We start from the raw sequence: 14,368 nt of genomic DNA on the forward strand, positions 1-14,368 counted from the left end.
ATACTCGCAACCAATAGAAAAAATTGGACGATGATGTAATACCACTTTGCCGAAATCTTCCCGGCAAAATAAAATCCCAAGTACACGCCCACGGGCACCAAGGGCAATAAAAGAATTGATGTGGCTAACTGATCGAAGTTCAGCAAATCAAGATAGGCATAAGGCACTAGCTTGCCAAAATTCATCACTGCAAAAAATATACCTAATGTAGAGGTATATATTATTGGAGAAACCTTCTCTCTCAACATGTAAATGGTGATTGGGGGGCCTCCTATATGTGCAACAAAAGAGGTGAAGCCAGACACACCCCCCATTAACCTTCCAAGCCATGGAAATGGTTTAGCTTCCTTTAGATCGAAGCGCGATATCACCAAGCTTTGAATTAAAAATAGTGAGGTAAAAATACCGATCGAAAGAGAAAGAATTTTAGGGGTAATGACAGAGAAGAAGAGGTAACCCAGTAGCATTCCACATGCGGCGGGTAATAAAACTAACCTTAGTATTCGCCAATCAGCGTTTTTCAAGAACCGCCTTAAACCCACCAAATCAATTGCAATTAAGAGTGGTAATAAGATAGCCAAGGCTTCATGGATGCTCGACTGACTTGCCATCAACGGCAATGAAAGCACTCCCAAGCCGGCGCCAAATCCACTTTTGGAAATGCCAACAACAACGACGCTTATGGACGCCAACACAAAAAAGGCGAAAGAGTGGTCACTAAAAGCCTGAACCAAAGAAATCATGAAGGGCTTATCAAATTCGGGATAAATGGAGCCTCATTTTAGAGCTAAACCCCCATCGCACTATCAACGCTGCTGAAGTCTGCGATTAAATATTAACGGGATAAAACCGATCAGTAGGCCACCCAAGCCAAGGAGATTGGTTAACAAATCAAAGGTGGGAATACTATAAAGAGCAATAAAGACCATAAATAAGGCTGACATCAATGGCCATAGAACATATCCAAAGGCGCTACCAACACCAACACGCATCTTGTAACGATAGTGCCAAGCACAGGCAAACCCGGCCAGACTCATATAAAAACAAATCTGAAATCCAATCGCCAAAATTGAGCTGGATAGAATAGCTTTCACCGAAGGCATGTACGAAGAAGTAAAGAGCAATAACATGCCCAGAGCCCAAATTACTACCGTTGCAGCCCAAGGCGTCTGCCATTCTGGATGAATGCTGGCATACCTAGAATGCAGCATCCCATCGCGCGACATCGAAAACAGGCTACGACTAAATTGCAGGATTTGCGTCTCAATAGTTCCTACCGTACTTAAGATGGTGCAAAAGACTGCAAGATAGTTCCAAGGCTCTGGAAAAAGTTTAGTAGCCACAGCAAATAAGATATTAGTATCCGCATTCGCAATTTCTGCATCAGTAAGCACAATTAATATAACGACGATCATGATTGTAAAAAATAGCATCATGTTCAATACAGACCAAAATGCGCCCGTGCTTGCAGCACCGGAGATCTGCTTGGCGCTAGATTTACTCTCCTCACTCAAGTTCATCGTGACATCCCACCCCCAGAAAAAGAAGATGGCGGTTAACGCTCCCGTGGCAAATAGCTGAGGCGAGAATGAGAATGGTGAGAACCAAATAACTGAAGGCGGGTGTGCTGGCACATCCCAGTAACGCACAAAACCTCCAATAATGAGCGCAAGCAATATAGCGGTTTCAAAAATAGTAAATGTGATTTGCACATAACTTGAATGCTTAATTCCACGAGTAACAACAGCAGTAATCAGCGTCAGCCAGAGAGCCGCAACCCCTGCCACTGCTTCCGTGTTTTCAGTGTAGGCTGGGGCAAATAAAAGAAGAGTTGAGGTGGCCGCAGGAATGGTTGCTGAAACCATAAAAAATACCGAGGCAATGAGAAGCCCCCAGCCTGCAAAATATCCCCAAATTGGTCCAAATACATGGCCCACCCAAGCATATGCAGCCCCAGCATTCGGCGTGATTTTGCTCAGGTGAATAAAGGCCAAAGTAATGCCGAACATGATGAGGCCGCAGTAAAGAACGCTACCAACCGACAAAACCCCAACTGTAGACACAATTGTTGCCGTGGTCACCGCCACACTAAAAGCAGGCGCGGTCCCTGCAATACCCATAACAAAAGATTCAAAACCACCGAGCGTATTTTTTGCTAATTCTGGACTCTCAGACATATGACGCGATGCTTTATACAAGTAGGTAATGGAGGTATCCTAAACCATCAGGCTATATTGAGTGAATATCCATGAATCTATCGGCAAAGTATCCAAAAAAGGTATACCCCTTAGGTAATGGGCAAGCTTATACCATCCGCCCAATCCAGGCCAATGATCGAGAGCGAATTATTGAGCTATTCAATCAGCTCTCACCCGAAAGTCGCTATCTCCGATTTGCCCATGCCATCTCCAAACTTCCAGACGACTTTCTGGAAGACATCTTGCATCTAGACTACAAGAAAGAAATGGCTTTGCTTGCCGTTATGTCAAACCTGTCTGGCGCTGAGGAGGTTATCGGAATTGCTCGGTACGTGACTCCGCCCAAGCAGAATATTAGTGAGTTTTCTCTCAGCGTGAGTGATAGTCATACTGCGCATGGCGTGGGGACACATTTGATGCTTGACCTCATAGAACATGCCAAAGAAAATGGAATACAAGAAATGGTCGGGTACGTCTTGAGTAAGAATTCGAAAATGCTCCATCTAGTCTTTGATCTGGGCTTTCAGATCACTAGCCTAGATGATGACCCTGACTTCAAAACCGTGAGCCTCCTACTGTGAAAAATTCAAACTCGATTCAGCCAGAAAGTTCAATCCTCATCTTGATCGATTTACAGGGGCGTCTGATGCCAGCTATTGATCAAGGCGAGGCTGTTCTCAAGCAATGTATCCGTACCGCTCGAATTGCCCAACTACTGGAGATTCCGATTATTGCTACGGAACAAAGTTCAAAAAGTCTGGGGGCTAATATCGAGTCTATTCAGACTTTTTGCAGCGAAACGATTCATAAAGAGCATTTCAATGCCTGCGCTAATGGCTTGATTCAATCCATTCCCAGCGATCGTCAGCAATGCATTCTGATGGGATGCGAAACGCATGTGTGCTTAATGCAAACAGCTCTCAAATTAATAGATGAGGGTTACGACGTTTCGATCGTGGTGGACGGGGTTGGTTCACGTCGCAAACTCGACAAGCAAATTGCACTTGATCGACTGCAAATTGCAGGGGCACGGCTTATTACAGGGGAGATGCTGGGGTTTGAGTGGCTGAAGACTGCTAAAAATCCAGTCTTCAAAGAAGTTCTTGCGCTACTGAAATAATAGAACTGGGCGAGCGAGGCTTTATTTGCTATTCTGCAGCATCACTTAAAGGATTCTTATGACGAATGACACTCAAACCCAAAACGACGAAGATTTTGACTATGGGTGCGAATGCGCCATGACACTCTTAAATGAGCCAACAGAAGATTGTTTGAACGACCTTATTGATGAGCTTGATGAAGATGGCATGATCGCCACTGAGGTGGTCTACGGTCTCTTGGCAACAATCCTCATGAGTATTACCTCAGAAGATGAAGATGATGAGGAAGCTCAGTAAAACGAATTAAACTCAGACTTGAAGGGCAAATTGATCCATGGCATTTGCCATGGTGATATCAAGCTCAGTCAAAGCCTTCATTGAATGGGTGCTTAAACGCACAGACACCCTATTCCAAGAATTAGACCAATCCGGGTGATGATCTAACTCTTCTGCAAAGTTTGCGCACAGGGTCATGAATTGAAATGCACTCTTGAAATCCTCAAATACAAATGTCCGCTCCAACTCTTGAGTAGCTAGATTTAACCGCCAATCAGGCAATAGGTTTGCAAAGTCAAAATCATTTGCAATGAGTTTAGGTTTAGGCAAGATGGGCATCCACACTCTTAGATAACTTCTGCAAATCTTCTGGATAAAGCCAGCGCCACTCACCTTCTGCTAAATCAACAGGCATGATGTACTGTCCGATTTCAGTACGATGAAGCTTGGCAACATGATTGCCCACGGCAGCCATCATTCGCTTCACTTGATGGTAGCGACCTTCAACAATAGTCATTGCTAATATATTCTCACCAAGTTGCTGACATGCCGAAGCAAAACAGGGCTTCGGGTCATCGTCCAGCACAACGCCATTGAGCAAGTGATCGATCTGCTTTTGCGTAATGGACTCAGGAGTGGTGATCTCATATACCTTGCCAATATTTTTCTTTGGCGTAGTCATCTTGTGAATAAACTGCCCATCATCGGAGATCAAAATTAAGCCGGTCGTATCAAAATCTAAACGTCCGACGCATTGCAGACCTCTCTCTACAAAAGGCTTGGGCAGCAAACTGTAGACACTGGGGTGATGCGTAGTTTTGTGGGAGCACTCATAGTTTGGGGGCTTATTGAAAGCTATATAGGCTTTTTCATGAAATTCCCAATCTTGCCCCTCCACATTGAGCATCAAGCCCTCAGTGGCAATGCGTTCCTCTGGATCTTCGGCCAAAACACCATTGACCTTGACTAGGTCGGCATAGACTAAATCGCTGCAATAGCGCCTAGTGCCAAAGCCTTGGCTGAATAATATTTTTTCAAGAGAGATCGGTTTGGCCATATGTTGCGAAGAATACTACAAATCCGGGAGATTGAGCGAAGCAAAATGAAGCCGTTATTATTGTCATATACCGCTTCTTAGATTCTTACTGACTGTCGCCATGCTCTCAACCCCAGCACCTAGAAATCCACTTCATACTCGTGAAATTACCTTTCAGGGGTATGCTCGAGAAGATGGCCTCTGGGATATCGAAGCGCACTTACGGGACTTCAAATTTCACCCTTTTACTACCGGTGGAAAAACCTGGGAACCAGGCCAAGCGTTTCACGATATGTGGGTTCGTATCACCGTCAATACTGAATTAGTGATTCAAGCAATTGAGGTGGCCATGGATAGCCACCCTCACCCAGAATGCCCGCAAGTAATACCACCCATGGATGTGCTAATTGGGGCGCGCCTTGGCAAAGGTTGGCGCAAAACTATCAACGAGCATCTTGGAGGCATTAAAGGCTGCACCCACTTGCGAGAGCTTCTCAGCAATATTGCTACCGCCGCCTTTCAATCCATTCCGGGCGCTCTATTCGATCCGGATGACAACAAACCGCCGCTGTATTTGGGAACCTGTAAATCTTGGGACTTTGATGGGCCTGTAGTGATGCGCGTTTATCCAAAGTTTTACAAATGGAAAGCTTCAGCTTTTTAAGTATTGCGGTGTATCACTGTGCCAGAAAAGGATTGTTGAACGGGCATCACTTCCAAGACATTAATATTGACATGGCTGGGCAATGTCGCAGACCAATAAATTGTCTCAGCAATGTCGTCAGAGCTTAGTGCCTGGACACCCTCATAGACTTTTTCTGCTTTAGCATCGTCACCCTTGAAACGCACATTTGAATACTCTGTACCTGAGCTTAAGCCTGGCTCTATACAAGTAACACGTAGAGCAGTTGCGGCCAAGTCAGCGCGTAAATTCAAGCTAAACTGATTTACAAACGCTTTTGTTGAGCCGTATACATTGCTACCTGGGTAAGCATAGGATCCGGCAACCGAACCAATGTTAATAATGTGACCACATTTACGCTCTACCATTCCCGGCAAGAAAGCGCGCGTCATGTGCACCAAGCCCTTGATATTGGTATCAATCATTTGATCCCAGTCAGTAAGAAAAGCTTGATGTGCTGGTTCCAAACCCAAGGCTAATCCAGCGTTATTGACTAACACTGTCACCTTGGCAAACTCAGTCGGCAAAGTAGCTGCGAGACCATCCACAATAGAGCTATCACAAACATCAACAGCTAAGGTCAGTAGCCTTTTTTGCTGATCGATAGGAAGAGATGACTTCAAAGCCTCTAGACGCTCCACCCTTCTACCTAAAGCAATTACTTTATGGCCGTTTGCCAAAAATCTTCTAGCAGTTGCCTCTCCAAAGCCGGCAGTTGCTCCGGTCACTAAAACTGTATGTTCCATATTTTTCTGCTTATTTTTTGTAATTGACTGAGTCATTTATATTACTGCGTATATGACATTGTTGCGAATTTTCACCTACATCCTGACTTCATTGATTCTGCTGGGATCAATGGGAAGGGCCATGGCTGATGAAAGTAAGTTCTCTGGGGGCTTTTTAAACCTAGAGAAAGCATCCGATCAGTATTCAAGTCAGCGGGTATTTGAATTGTGGGGTTACCACGATACGTTTGGGGGGCAAACTCAGGCCGATACCCTGAAGTTGCGTTACTACCAGCCCCTTCACTTTGATCGGTGGCGCGGAACCATGCGACTCGATACCTCCTACGTTTCAACTTACGGACCTGAACTTCCGCAACATCAGACTGGTACTTACAGCGCCGGCAATACGATGCTAACCGTCTGGGGAAATCATTCTAATATTCTAAAAAACTGGGAGGGCACCCTAGGCGGACGAGTTGTTTTCCCATTTGGCAATTACGGGCAATGGGCAGCAGGCCCACAGATAGGTACTGTGTATGTCCCAAAAGCAGGGGATCAGTCGCGACTGTCAGACTTTTCACCGCTCTTGCGATACATGTATGGTTTTGATACCAAGGCTAATTCTTTTGCCAATAATCCCAATCAACCGCCCCTAGTTCGCAATCTCAATATTTTCCCGACGCTAGGATTTAATCTCTCTCCCAATACCCAACTTCGATTGTGGGATGAGAATGGGATCTCTTGGAACACGGGTGGAGGTGGTGGTTGGTTCGTTCCGATTGATGCCATGGTGACTCACCGCCTTAATAAAACTTTCTTATTTGCAGTAGGTGCAAGCAAGCAGGTAGTACAAAGCTACCCAATTTACGACTGGTCTTTTTATGGGAAGTTGTCGTTTAATTTTTGACCAACACTTTAGTCAAGATTGACTAAGTGATCTTTCTCGATCATTGCAGCTTTCGATTTCACCAAAGCCCCTACCAACCAAACCTGAAAATCCTCAGCATTCATATTGAGCTGCTTGCGAATATTTTCCAATACAGGCGTACTCAAAATCCACTGATTGGCATCTATCATTTTCCGACTACGCCATTCCAACAATTTGTACTTGAGGAGCACTTTGGCGCCATGACGTGCATTACGGTCAGCATCGCTAGAGAGGTAGTCAAGGCGAGATTTTGCAGTCTCAATCGACTGCCTTACATCTGTAAAAGGTTTTCCATGTCCAGGAATAACTAAGGCGACTGAGAGTCCCTCAATCAGTTCTAGTGTCTGCGCGACCTCCTCAAAACCGCCCTCACCCCAAAGCTCCGGAAAAATGACCCCAAAGCCCTCCTCCCAAAGCGCATCGGCAGAGATCAAGATTTGATGCTGCTCTTGGTACAACATGATGGAATGATTATCATGGCCTGGTGCAGCAAGGATTTGCCAATGGTACGGGCCCAAGATAATTTCATTTCCAGGAATAAGGAGGGACTGATAAATAAAGCGCGGGCACTCTTGCCCCAACTGTTCAAAGCTGAGTAAATGCTCATCCCAACTCTCTACAGCAATGGCCTCCGCTTGCGGTATCCAGATCTCGCAATCAAATGCATCTGATAAAACAGCATTGCCACCACAATGATCGGAATGCAGGTGGGTATTGACTACTTTATTAAGAGTTTTTAAACCATGCTGTTTCAGTGAATTAGAAACTAAATCCAGAGTCATCTGCTGATGAGCGCAGTACCCAGTGTCAACTAAGGAAACGTCTTGTTCGTCGAAGAGTAAAACATTGTTAGCCGATAACCATCCACGCTCGAAAATCTCAATTCCGGGCGGGAGCAAATAATTGCCAATACGCTTTTCAGACACCTTAATTTTTCTGGGAAGTAAGTTCGAGTTTTTGAATATCAAATTGTTGTTGCTTCAAGCGCGCCAATAATTCAGCATAGACTTTAGGATCGAGTTGAGGCGTCCTTGATAAAACCCATAGATACTCCCTTCTGGGATCGCTCACAGCGGCTACCTGATATTGGGAATCCAAATCAATCACCCAGTAATCACCCCAAACCATTGGTAAAAATGAAAGCCACTCAGGGGGAAAACGCACTTCCAGTTTGGGAGAATCTTTGACGCCAATCTGGCGAGCCAAGCCTTCTGCTTCGGAAGTCTCTCCCGTAGCAGTTTTGCAGCTGTTGAGCACTCGAAGATTGCCATCCGGCTTAGCCGTATAGACAGCCTTGGTATTAGAAACGCATTTTTTCTGAAACCAGTTCGGAAACTTGGCAATCTCGTACCAAGTTCCTAGGTAGCGAGGGACATCCAAGGTGGCTACAGTCTTGACGCTCTGATCGCCCTGTTGCGCCATGACTTGGGAAGACCCAATACCAATAAGCAATAAGCCCAATATGAAAATCAGTGATGCGCGAGAATAAGAAAACAGAGTCATTAGCGAAATATCATTAGATGGTGGATCGCTTGCCCAAAAGCTTACGAATATAAGGAATCCTACAACATAACAGCAACAGTAAAACAACTGCATAGATTGTTACGGTATCTAGATCATTCTTTCCTGCTTTATGCCACCAATAATGCAGGATCGCAGTACAAGCAATCAGATAAATCAGTCGATGTAATAGCGCCCAGAGACGACCCAATTTTCTTTGAGCCCAATGGGTGGAGGTCAAGGCTAGCGGAATCAGCATAACAAGGCTGATAAAGCCCATCGTGATGAAGGGACGCTTCAGCACATCCTTGAGCATTTCCACTAGATCAAAATTCTGATCCAGCCAAAGCCAAATTACAAAATGCACAGATGCGTAAAAGAAACTAAACAAGCCCAACATTCTGCGATACCGAATCCATATCGTCGCATTGGTCAGTAGACGAAGTGGTGTCATCGCTAGGGTTAGGCACAAAAAAACGAGTGCCCAAGTCCCCGTTGAGCGCGTAATGAATTCAATCGGATTGGCGCTTAAATCATCAGTGAGGCCAAGCCAAATTAATCGATCCAGCGGTAAAAGCGCTAGAAAAAAAATAATGATTTTCATGAACGCTTTATTTTATCGCCCTCAGTAAAGCTTCTTGAGATCCATTCCCGCATACATACTCGCTACTTGATCGGCATAGCCATTAAACATTTCTGTTTTGATCTTGGGAGCAAAAACTCCCTTAGAGTCGCCAATATGGCGCTCCGTAGCTTGACTCCAGCGGGGATGATCTACCAAAGGATTTACATTGGAGTAAAAACCGTATTCACGAGGAGCAATCCTGCCCCAACTGGTTTTCGGCATCTCTTCTGTCACACGAATTTTAATAATGGACTTAGCGCTCTTAAAGCCATACTTCCAAGGAACCACAATGCGCACTGGGGCGCCATTTTGCTTAGGCAACATTTCACCATACAGACCAAAGGTCAGCAGCGTCAGTGGGTTCATTGCCTCATCTAAACGCAAGCCTTCACGGTAAGGCCAGTCAATAATATTATCGCTAAGTCCCGGCATCTGCTTTTTATCTGCCAAGGAAATAAATTCCACATACTTTGCCGAACCAAGTGGCTGAACATAATTTAAGAGCTTTGATAAAGAGTAGCCATCCCAAGGAATCACCATCGACCAACCCTCAACACAACGCATACGATAGATGCGCTCTTCCATCGGAGCTAACTTTAATAATGCGTCGATATCCAGAGTGACGGGCTTTTTTACCAAGCCTTCAATGCTCACCGTCCAAGGCCGCGTTTGGAGGGTATGGGCATAAGCAGCTGGATCAGATTTATCGGTTCCAAATTCATAAAAGTTGTTATAGGTAGTTACGTACTTATAACTAGTGGGCTCATCTTTTGCCATAAAGGCAGGGTTTGGAGTGGCGACCAACTTCTGCGGATTTGCCGCTAAAGCTTCACGAGCAAACCAAGGGGCTAAGGCGCATCCAAATACCCCTGCTGCTGCAGACTTGATTAATTCGCGGCGATTCTCAAAGACTGCCTTAGGAGTAATTTCTTGAGAAAGTCGCTTTGGATCATTTGTAAACATTTCAATATCTCTTTGATGGATGTCAAACTACATAATGGATATGGCTCATTCTCCTACGCCCGAGGATTTATTGCTGAACTCCGCTCCAGGCAATAGGGTTAAATCCGATACCCAAAGGCTACATTAAGCAGTCAAATATCGCTTTTAGCCCCTTGAGAGATAAATATGGCTTGGATTTTCTTGGCATGCGCCATTTTCTTATTGGGCATCTTTAAAAGTCGAGACGGTGTACTTTTACAGCCTCGACTGCGGAACCTCTTTATTTCCTGCATCGTCCTATTGGCCATTGTTTGGAATATTCGCGCCCATATGCCCAATAGCAATCTTCAAAATTTCGTTGATTTATCCTTCCACTTTTTTGGCGCCTCTCTCCTGGTAGCTCTTTTTGGCTTCTGGAGTGCCATCACCCTGCTCTTTATCGTTGCTTTAGTGGGTATTTTTACTTTCAGCGGAGATTTGGTAGGGGCCACTAGTCACTACATCATGGTGAGCGTAATTCCAGCAATCTTTGCCTATCTAGTCATTCGAGCAGTGGATCGATTTTTACCAAAGCATCTCTTTGTGCTTATTTTAGGTAACGGCTACCTTGCAGGCTTCATTAGCACTTTTGCAACTGGTCTACTGATTTATGGATTGCAGCAAATTTTTCAAATTAACTCATTCGGAAGCAGTGATCCTTTAGGCTGGTTTTTAGGCTTGATTGTCCTCTCCTTTATGGAGGGCTCACTCTCTGGAATGTTACTAGCTATTCTTCTGGTGTACAGACCACAATGGGTCAGCACCTATCAAGAAGATCTGTATATGAATGCTTAAGTATTTCAGTTGGGCATAATAAAAAAGGCAAACCGTTTGGTTTGCCTTTTTACGAAGCTAGCTAACTTTAAGCTACTGCAGCTGCCTTCAAGATGTCATTCAATGTAGTGCTTGGGCACATCACCGCCTTGAACTTGGCTTGATCAGGCATAAAGTAACCACCGATATCCGCTGGCTTACCTTGCACCGCCTTGAACTCAGCAACAATCTTTTGCTCGTTCTCCGTCAAAGCTTTTGCAATCGGAGCAAAGTGGGCTTGCAATTCTTTATCTTCCGTTTGTGTAGCTAGAGCTTGAGCCCAGTACATCGCCAAGTAGAACTGACTACCGCGGTTATCCAACTCGCCAGTACGCGGAGATGGTGACTTATTGTTATCCAATAATGTGCCAGTAGCTTCATCCAGAGTGCGAGCCAAAATCTTGACTTTTTGATTATTGGTCTTGTCACCGATATCTTCTAAAGAAACAGCTAAGGCCAAGAACTCGCCCAATGAATCCCAACGCAAATGGTTCTCTTCAAGCAATTGTTGAACGTGCTTTGGAGCAGAACCGCCTGCACCAGTTTCAAAGAGGCCGCCACCTGCCATCAAAGGCACGATAGACAACATCTTGGCGCTAGTGCCAAGTTCCATGATTGGGAACAAGTCAGTGAGGTAGTCACGCAAAATATTACCGGTCACAGAAATCGTATCTTTACCGCGAATGATGCGCTCTAGTGTATAACGCATTGCACGAGTCTGAGACATGATCTGAATATCAACACCAGTTAAGTCGTAATCTTTCAAATAGGTTTGCACCTTCTTGATCAACTCGGCTTCATGCGGACGATACTCATCCAACCAGAACACGGCTGGGGTATGTGACAAACGGGCGCGGTTGACTGCCAACTTAACCCAGTCACGGATCGGCGCATCTTTAACCTGACACATACGCCAGATATCACCCTCTTCGACATTCTGCTCAAGCAATACTGTGCCGTCATCCGCAACAATACGCGCCACACCAGCCTCAGGGATCTCGAAAGTCTTGTCGTGTGAGCCGTACTCTTCTGCCTGCTGAGCCATCAAGCCCACGTTTGGCACTGTACCCATCGTAGTTGGATCAAAATTACCGTGCGTCTTACAGAAGTTAATCATCTCTTGATAGATGCGAGCGAAAGTACTTTCTGGAATAACTGCCTTAGTGTCATGCAAGCGACCATCCGCACCCCACATCTTGCCGCCAACACGAATCATCGCTGGCATAGAAGCATCAACGATCACATCGCTTGGTGAATGCAGGTTAGTAATGCCTTTGGCAGAGTCAACCATCGCCAATGCTGGACGATGCTCATGGCATGCATGCAAGTCTTGGATGATTTCTTCGCGCTTGGATTCTGGCAAAGTTTTGATCTTGTCATACAAGCTGCTCATACCATTGTTCGGATTTACGCCTAATTCCTCAAACAACTTGCCATGCTTCTCAAATGCATCTTTGTAGAAAATCTTGACAGCATGACCAAACACGATGGGGTGTGACACCTTCATCATGGTTGCCTTCACATGCAAGGACAACATCATGCCAGTCTTGTAAGCATCTTCAATTTCTTTTTCGTAGAACTCACAGAGCGCTTTCTTGCTCATGTACATACTGTCAATAATTTCACCAGCAAGCAAAGAGACTTTTGGCTTGAGGACAATCGTCTTGCCACTCTTTGTTACCAAATCCATCTTCACATCACATGCCTTAGTCATAGTCATTGACTTCTCACCTGCATAGAAGTCGCCACCATGCATATGAGATACGTGCGTACGGGAAGCCTGGCTCCACTCGCCCATCGAGTGTGGATTCTTGCGGGCATAGCGCTTAACAGCATTTGGTGCGCGACGATCAGAGTTACCTTCACGCAATACTGGGTTTACTGCGCTACCCAAACACTTAGAGTAACGAGTACGAATCGATTTTTCAGCATCATCCTTAGGATCGTCGGGAAAATCAGGGAGCTTGTAGCCCTTAGATTGCAATTCTTTAATAGCGGCGAGCAACTGTGGAACTGAAGCACTGATATTCGGCAGCTTAATGATGTTGGTGTCCGGCAACAAAGTCATGCTACCTAGTTCAGCCAAATTATCGGGAACTTTTTGTTCAGCAGTTAAGTAATCAGAGAACTCTGACAAGATACGTGCCGCAACAGAAATGTCGCTTTCTACAACCTGTACTCCAGCTGGTGCTGTAAAAGTACGAATGATTGGCAAAAATGCACAGGTCGCCAATAATGGCGCTTCATCTGTTAGCGTGTAAATGATCTTTGATTTATCTGAAGCCATTAATGTTTCCTCGATATGGATAAATATTAGGGCTCGGTCTTATACCGAACCACTCTCGCATTCCGCACGCAACACTTCAGGCGCTTTTGGCTGTCTTGGGTGTCATTTCACGCACTGGACCGAGACGTCTATTTTAAATCATCGAACCCGGCTATTTAAGGGGATTTAGACCCCAAACTGGCCGAAGCGGGTCAATTTCAGGGAATCCACCGAGCCAACCCAATACTCGCTTAGATCGTAAACTGTGGCGCATGACCAATAAGTACGCCCTGCTCAACAAAAACCTCGTACTGCTAATTCTCTGCCAGGGCTTGTTTTTGACCAATAATGTGACTTTTATTGCCATTAATGGCCTGGTTGGACTCAGTCTGAGCCCCGTAGCTTGGATGGCTACCCTACCTGTCATGGGCTATGTTGTTGGTGGGGCCTTCTCTACCTCGATCGTCGCCAAAACTCAAAATTACTTTGGTCGGAAGATTTCTTTTCAGCTGGGCCTATTGGTAGCAGTCATATCAGCCCTTCTTTGCGCCTATGCCGCCATTTCTAAGAATTTCTGGCTCTTGGTGCTGGGCACCTTTATTGCAGGCTATTACAGCGCTAATGGGCAACTCTATCGGTTTGCTGCTGCCGAGCTGACTGTTGTCAGCCAGAGAGATAAAGCGGTCTCTTGGGTGCTAGCCGGCGGAATCCTGGGTGCTGTCATTGGACCTAATCTTGCGTCATGGACCAAGGATTTCTTTGATACTGCATTTTTAGGCGCCTATCTCACCCTTTCGGTAGCGGGCTTGGTTGGCATCATCGTGATGCAGTTCATCCACTTTCCAGAAGAATTCAAGACGCGGCATTCACTGTCCGATGGCAGAGATCTGAAGACTATTCTGATGCAACCAGTTTTTATGGTTGCGGTGATTGGTGCTTCCTTAGGTTATGGCGTCATGAACCTCCTGATGGCAGCTACTCCGCTCGCCATGCAAATTTGCGGTCTACCCTTTTCTGATACTGCTCTGGTTTTAGAGTGGCACGTGATCGGGATGTTTGCGCCCGGATTTTTTACTGGCTCACTCATTCAGCGCTTTGGTACCCTCAAAATCATGGGCGTTGGGGTCATCCTCAATCTCTTGTGCATAGCAATCGCACTATCTGGTACCGACTTACATCAATTCTTAATTGCGTTATTTTTATTGGGGGTTGGTTGGAACTTTTTATTTACGGGTTCG

17 protein-coding genes are annotated in these 14,368 nt (G+C 45.4%); 7 read left to right on the forward strand and 10 right to left on the reverse strand.

Annotated features, from left to right (window positions below; genetic code table 11):
- Both B7X71_RS05835 and B7X71_RS05840 read right to left on the reverse strand, forming a co-directional pair.
- Nucleotides 1–743 (reverse strand): sulfite exporter TauE/SafE family protein (locus tag B7X71_RS05835; RefSeq protein WP_293600355.1); only part of this gene is annotated, 743 nt, incomplete at its 3' end.
- 63 nt (nucleotides 744–806) lie between these two features.
- Nucleotides 807–2,177, reverse strand: a complete 1,371-nt coding sequence (locus B7X71_RS05840) for an APC family permease (protein ID WP_293597134.1) — start codon at nucleotides 2,175–2,177, stop codon at nucleotides 807–809.
- A gap of 71 nt (nucleotides 2,178–2,248) precedes the next feature.
- Here B7X71_RS05840 and B7X71_RS05845 point away from each other — a divergent pair, with 71 nt between their 5' ends.
- From B7X71_RS05845 to B7X71_RS05855, 3 genes are read left to right on the forward strand one after another with little or no spacing between them, the layout of a single operon-like run.
- Complete coding sequence (locus B7X71_RS05845; RefSeq protein WP_293597135.1) at nucleotides 2,249–2,779, forward strand: GNAT family N-acetyltransferase; 531 nt, start codon at nucleotides 2,249–2,251, stop codon at nucleotides 2,777–2,779.
- Nucleotides 2,776–3,318: an isochorismatase family protein gene (locus tag B7X71_RS05850; RefSeq protein ID WP_293597136.1), complete on the forward strand. Its 543-nt coding sequence runs from the start codon at nucleotides 2,776–2,778 to the stop codon at nucleotides 3,316–3,318. Before B7X71_RS05845 ends, B7X71_RS05850 begins: the two co-directional genes overlap by 4 nt.
- 58 nt (nucleotides 3,319–3,376) lie before the next feature.
- Nucleotides 3,377–3,595: a hypothetical protein gene (locus B7X71_RS05855; protein ID WP_015420558.1), complete on the forward strand. Its 219-nt coding sequence runs from the start codon at nucleotides 3,377–3,379 to the stop codon at nucleotides 3,593–3,595.
- A gap of 12 nt (nucleotides 3,596–3,607) precedes the next feature.
- Here the strand turns inward: B7X71_RS05855 and B7X71_RS05860 are convergent, their stop codons facing one another.
- Together B7X71_RS05860 and B7X71_RS05865 are read right to left on the reverse strand one after the other, a co-directional pair.
- On the reverse strand, nucleotides 3,608–3,904 hold the full coding sequence (locus B7X71_RS05860; RefSeq protein ID WP_293597137.1) for a 4a-hydroxytetrahydrobiopterin dehydratase: 297 nt from the start codon (nucleotides 3,902–3,904) through the stop codon (nucleotides 3,608–3,610).
- Complete coding sequence (locus tag B7X71_RS05865; protein ID WP_293597138.1) at nucleotides 3,897–4,631, reverse strand: pseudouridine synthase; 735 nt, start codon at nucleotides 4,629–4,631, stop codon at nucleotides 3,897–3,899. Before B7X71_RS05865 ends, B7X71_RS05860 begins: the two co-directional genes overlap by 8 nt.
- A 100-nt stretch (nucleotides 4,632–4,731) precedes the next feature.
- On the opposite strand from B7X71_RS05865, the gene B7X71_RS05870 reads away from it, so the two are divergent.
- Nucleotides 4,732–5,274, forward strand: a complete 543-nt coding sequence (locus tag B7X71_RS05870) for a DUF2889 domain-containing protein (RefSeq protein ID WP_293597139.1) — start codon at nucleotides 4,732–4,734, stop codon at nucleotides 5,272–5,274.
- Here the strand turns inward: B7X71_RS05870 and B7X71_RS05875 are convergent.
- Complete coding sequence (locus tag B7X71_RS05875) at nucleotides 5,271–6,038, reverse strand: SDR family oxidoreductase (RefSeq protein WP_293597140.1); 768 nt, start codon at nucleotides 6,036–6,038, stop codon at nucleotides 5,271–5,273. The two genes, B7X71_RS05870 and B7X71_RS05875, sit on opposite strands and share 4 nt — an antisense overlap.
- Nucleotides 6,039–6,096: 58 nt before the next feature.
- On the opposite strand from B7X71_RS05875, the gene B7X71_RS05880 reads away from it, so the two are divergent.
- Nucleotides 6,097–6,924 (forward strand): hypothetical protein, encoded by an 828-nt coding sequence (locus B7X71_RS05880; RefSeq protein WP_293600356.1) that lies wholly within the window; start codon nucleotides 6,097–6,099, stop codon nucleotides 6,922–6,924.
- 8 nt (nucleotides 6,925–6,932) lie between these two features.
- Here B7X71_RS05880 and B7X71_RS05885 read toward each other — a convergent pair whose 3' ends face one another.
- From B7X71_RS05885 to msrP, 4 genes are read right to left on the reverse strand one after another with little or no spacing between them, the layout of a single operon-like run.
- Nucleotides 6,933–7,871, reverse strand: a complete 939-nt coding sequence (locus B7X71_RS05885) for an MBL fold metallo-hydrolase (RefSeq protein ID WP_293597142.1) — start codon at nucleotides 7,869–7,871, stop codon at nucleotides 6,933–6,935.
- A gap of 1 nt (nucleotide 7,872) precedes the next feature.
- Nucleotides 7,873–8,448: a lipocalin family protein gene (locus tag B7X71_RS05890; protein WP_363926748.1), complete on the reverse strand. Its 576-nt coding sequence runs from the start codon at nucleotides 8,446–8,448 to the stop codon at nucleotides 7,873–7,875.
- A gap of 13 nt (nucleotides 8,449–8,461) precedes the next feature.
- Nucleotides 8,462–9,049, reverse strand: a complete 588-nt coding sequence (locus B7X71_RS05895) for a protein-methionine-sulfoxide reductase heme-binding subunit MsrQ (RefSeq protein WP_293597143.1) — start codon at nucleotides 9,047–9,049, stop codon at nucleotides 8,462–8,464.
- Between the two features lie 21 nt (nucleotides 9,050–9,070).
- Nucleotides 9,071–10,033 carry a protein-methionine-sulfoxide reductase catalytic subunit MsrP gene (gene msrP / locus B7X71_RS05900; RefSeq protein WP_293597144.1) on the reverse strand — a complete coding sequence of 321 codons (963 nt, stop codon included), beginning with the start codon at nucleotides 10,031–10,033 and terminating at the stop codon, nucleotides 9,071–9,073.
- A gap of 165 nt (nucleotides 10,034–10,198) precedes the next feature.
- On the opposite strand from msrP, the gene B7X71_RS05905 reads away from it, so the two are divergent.
- On the forward strand, nucleotides 10,199–10,846 hold the full coding sequence (locus B7X71_RS05905; protein ID WP_293597145.1) for an energy-coupling factor ABC transporter permease: 648 nt from the start codon (nucleotides 10,199–10,201) through the stop codon (nucleotides 10,844–10,846).
- Nucleotides 10,847–10,913: 67 nt separating this feature from the next.
- On the opposite strand, the gene B7X71_RS05910 is transcribed toward B7X71_RS05905, so the two are convergent.
- Nucleotides 10,914–13,151: an NADP-dependent isocitrate dehydrogenase gene (locus tag B7X71_RS05910; protein ID WP_293597146.1), complete on the reverse strand. Its 2,238-nt coding sequence runs from the start codon at nucleotides 13,149–13,151 to the stop codon at nucleotides 10,914–10,916.
- Nucleotides 13,152–13,402: 251 nt separating this feature from the next.
- Here B7X71_RS05910 and B7X71_RS05915 point away from each other — a divergent pair.
- A partial coding sequence (locus tag B7X71_RS05915; RefSeq protein ID WP_293600357.1) for an MFS transporter occupies nucleotides 13,403–14,368 on the forward strand: 966 nt, incomplete at its 3' end.

This window comes from Polynucleobacter sp. 39-46-10 (assembly GCF_002282275.1).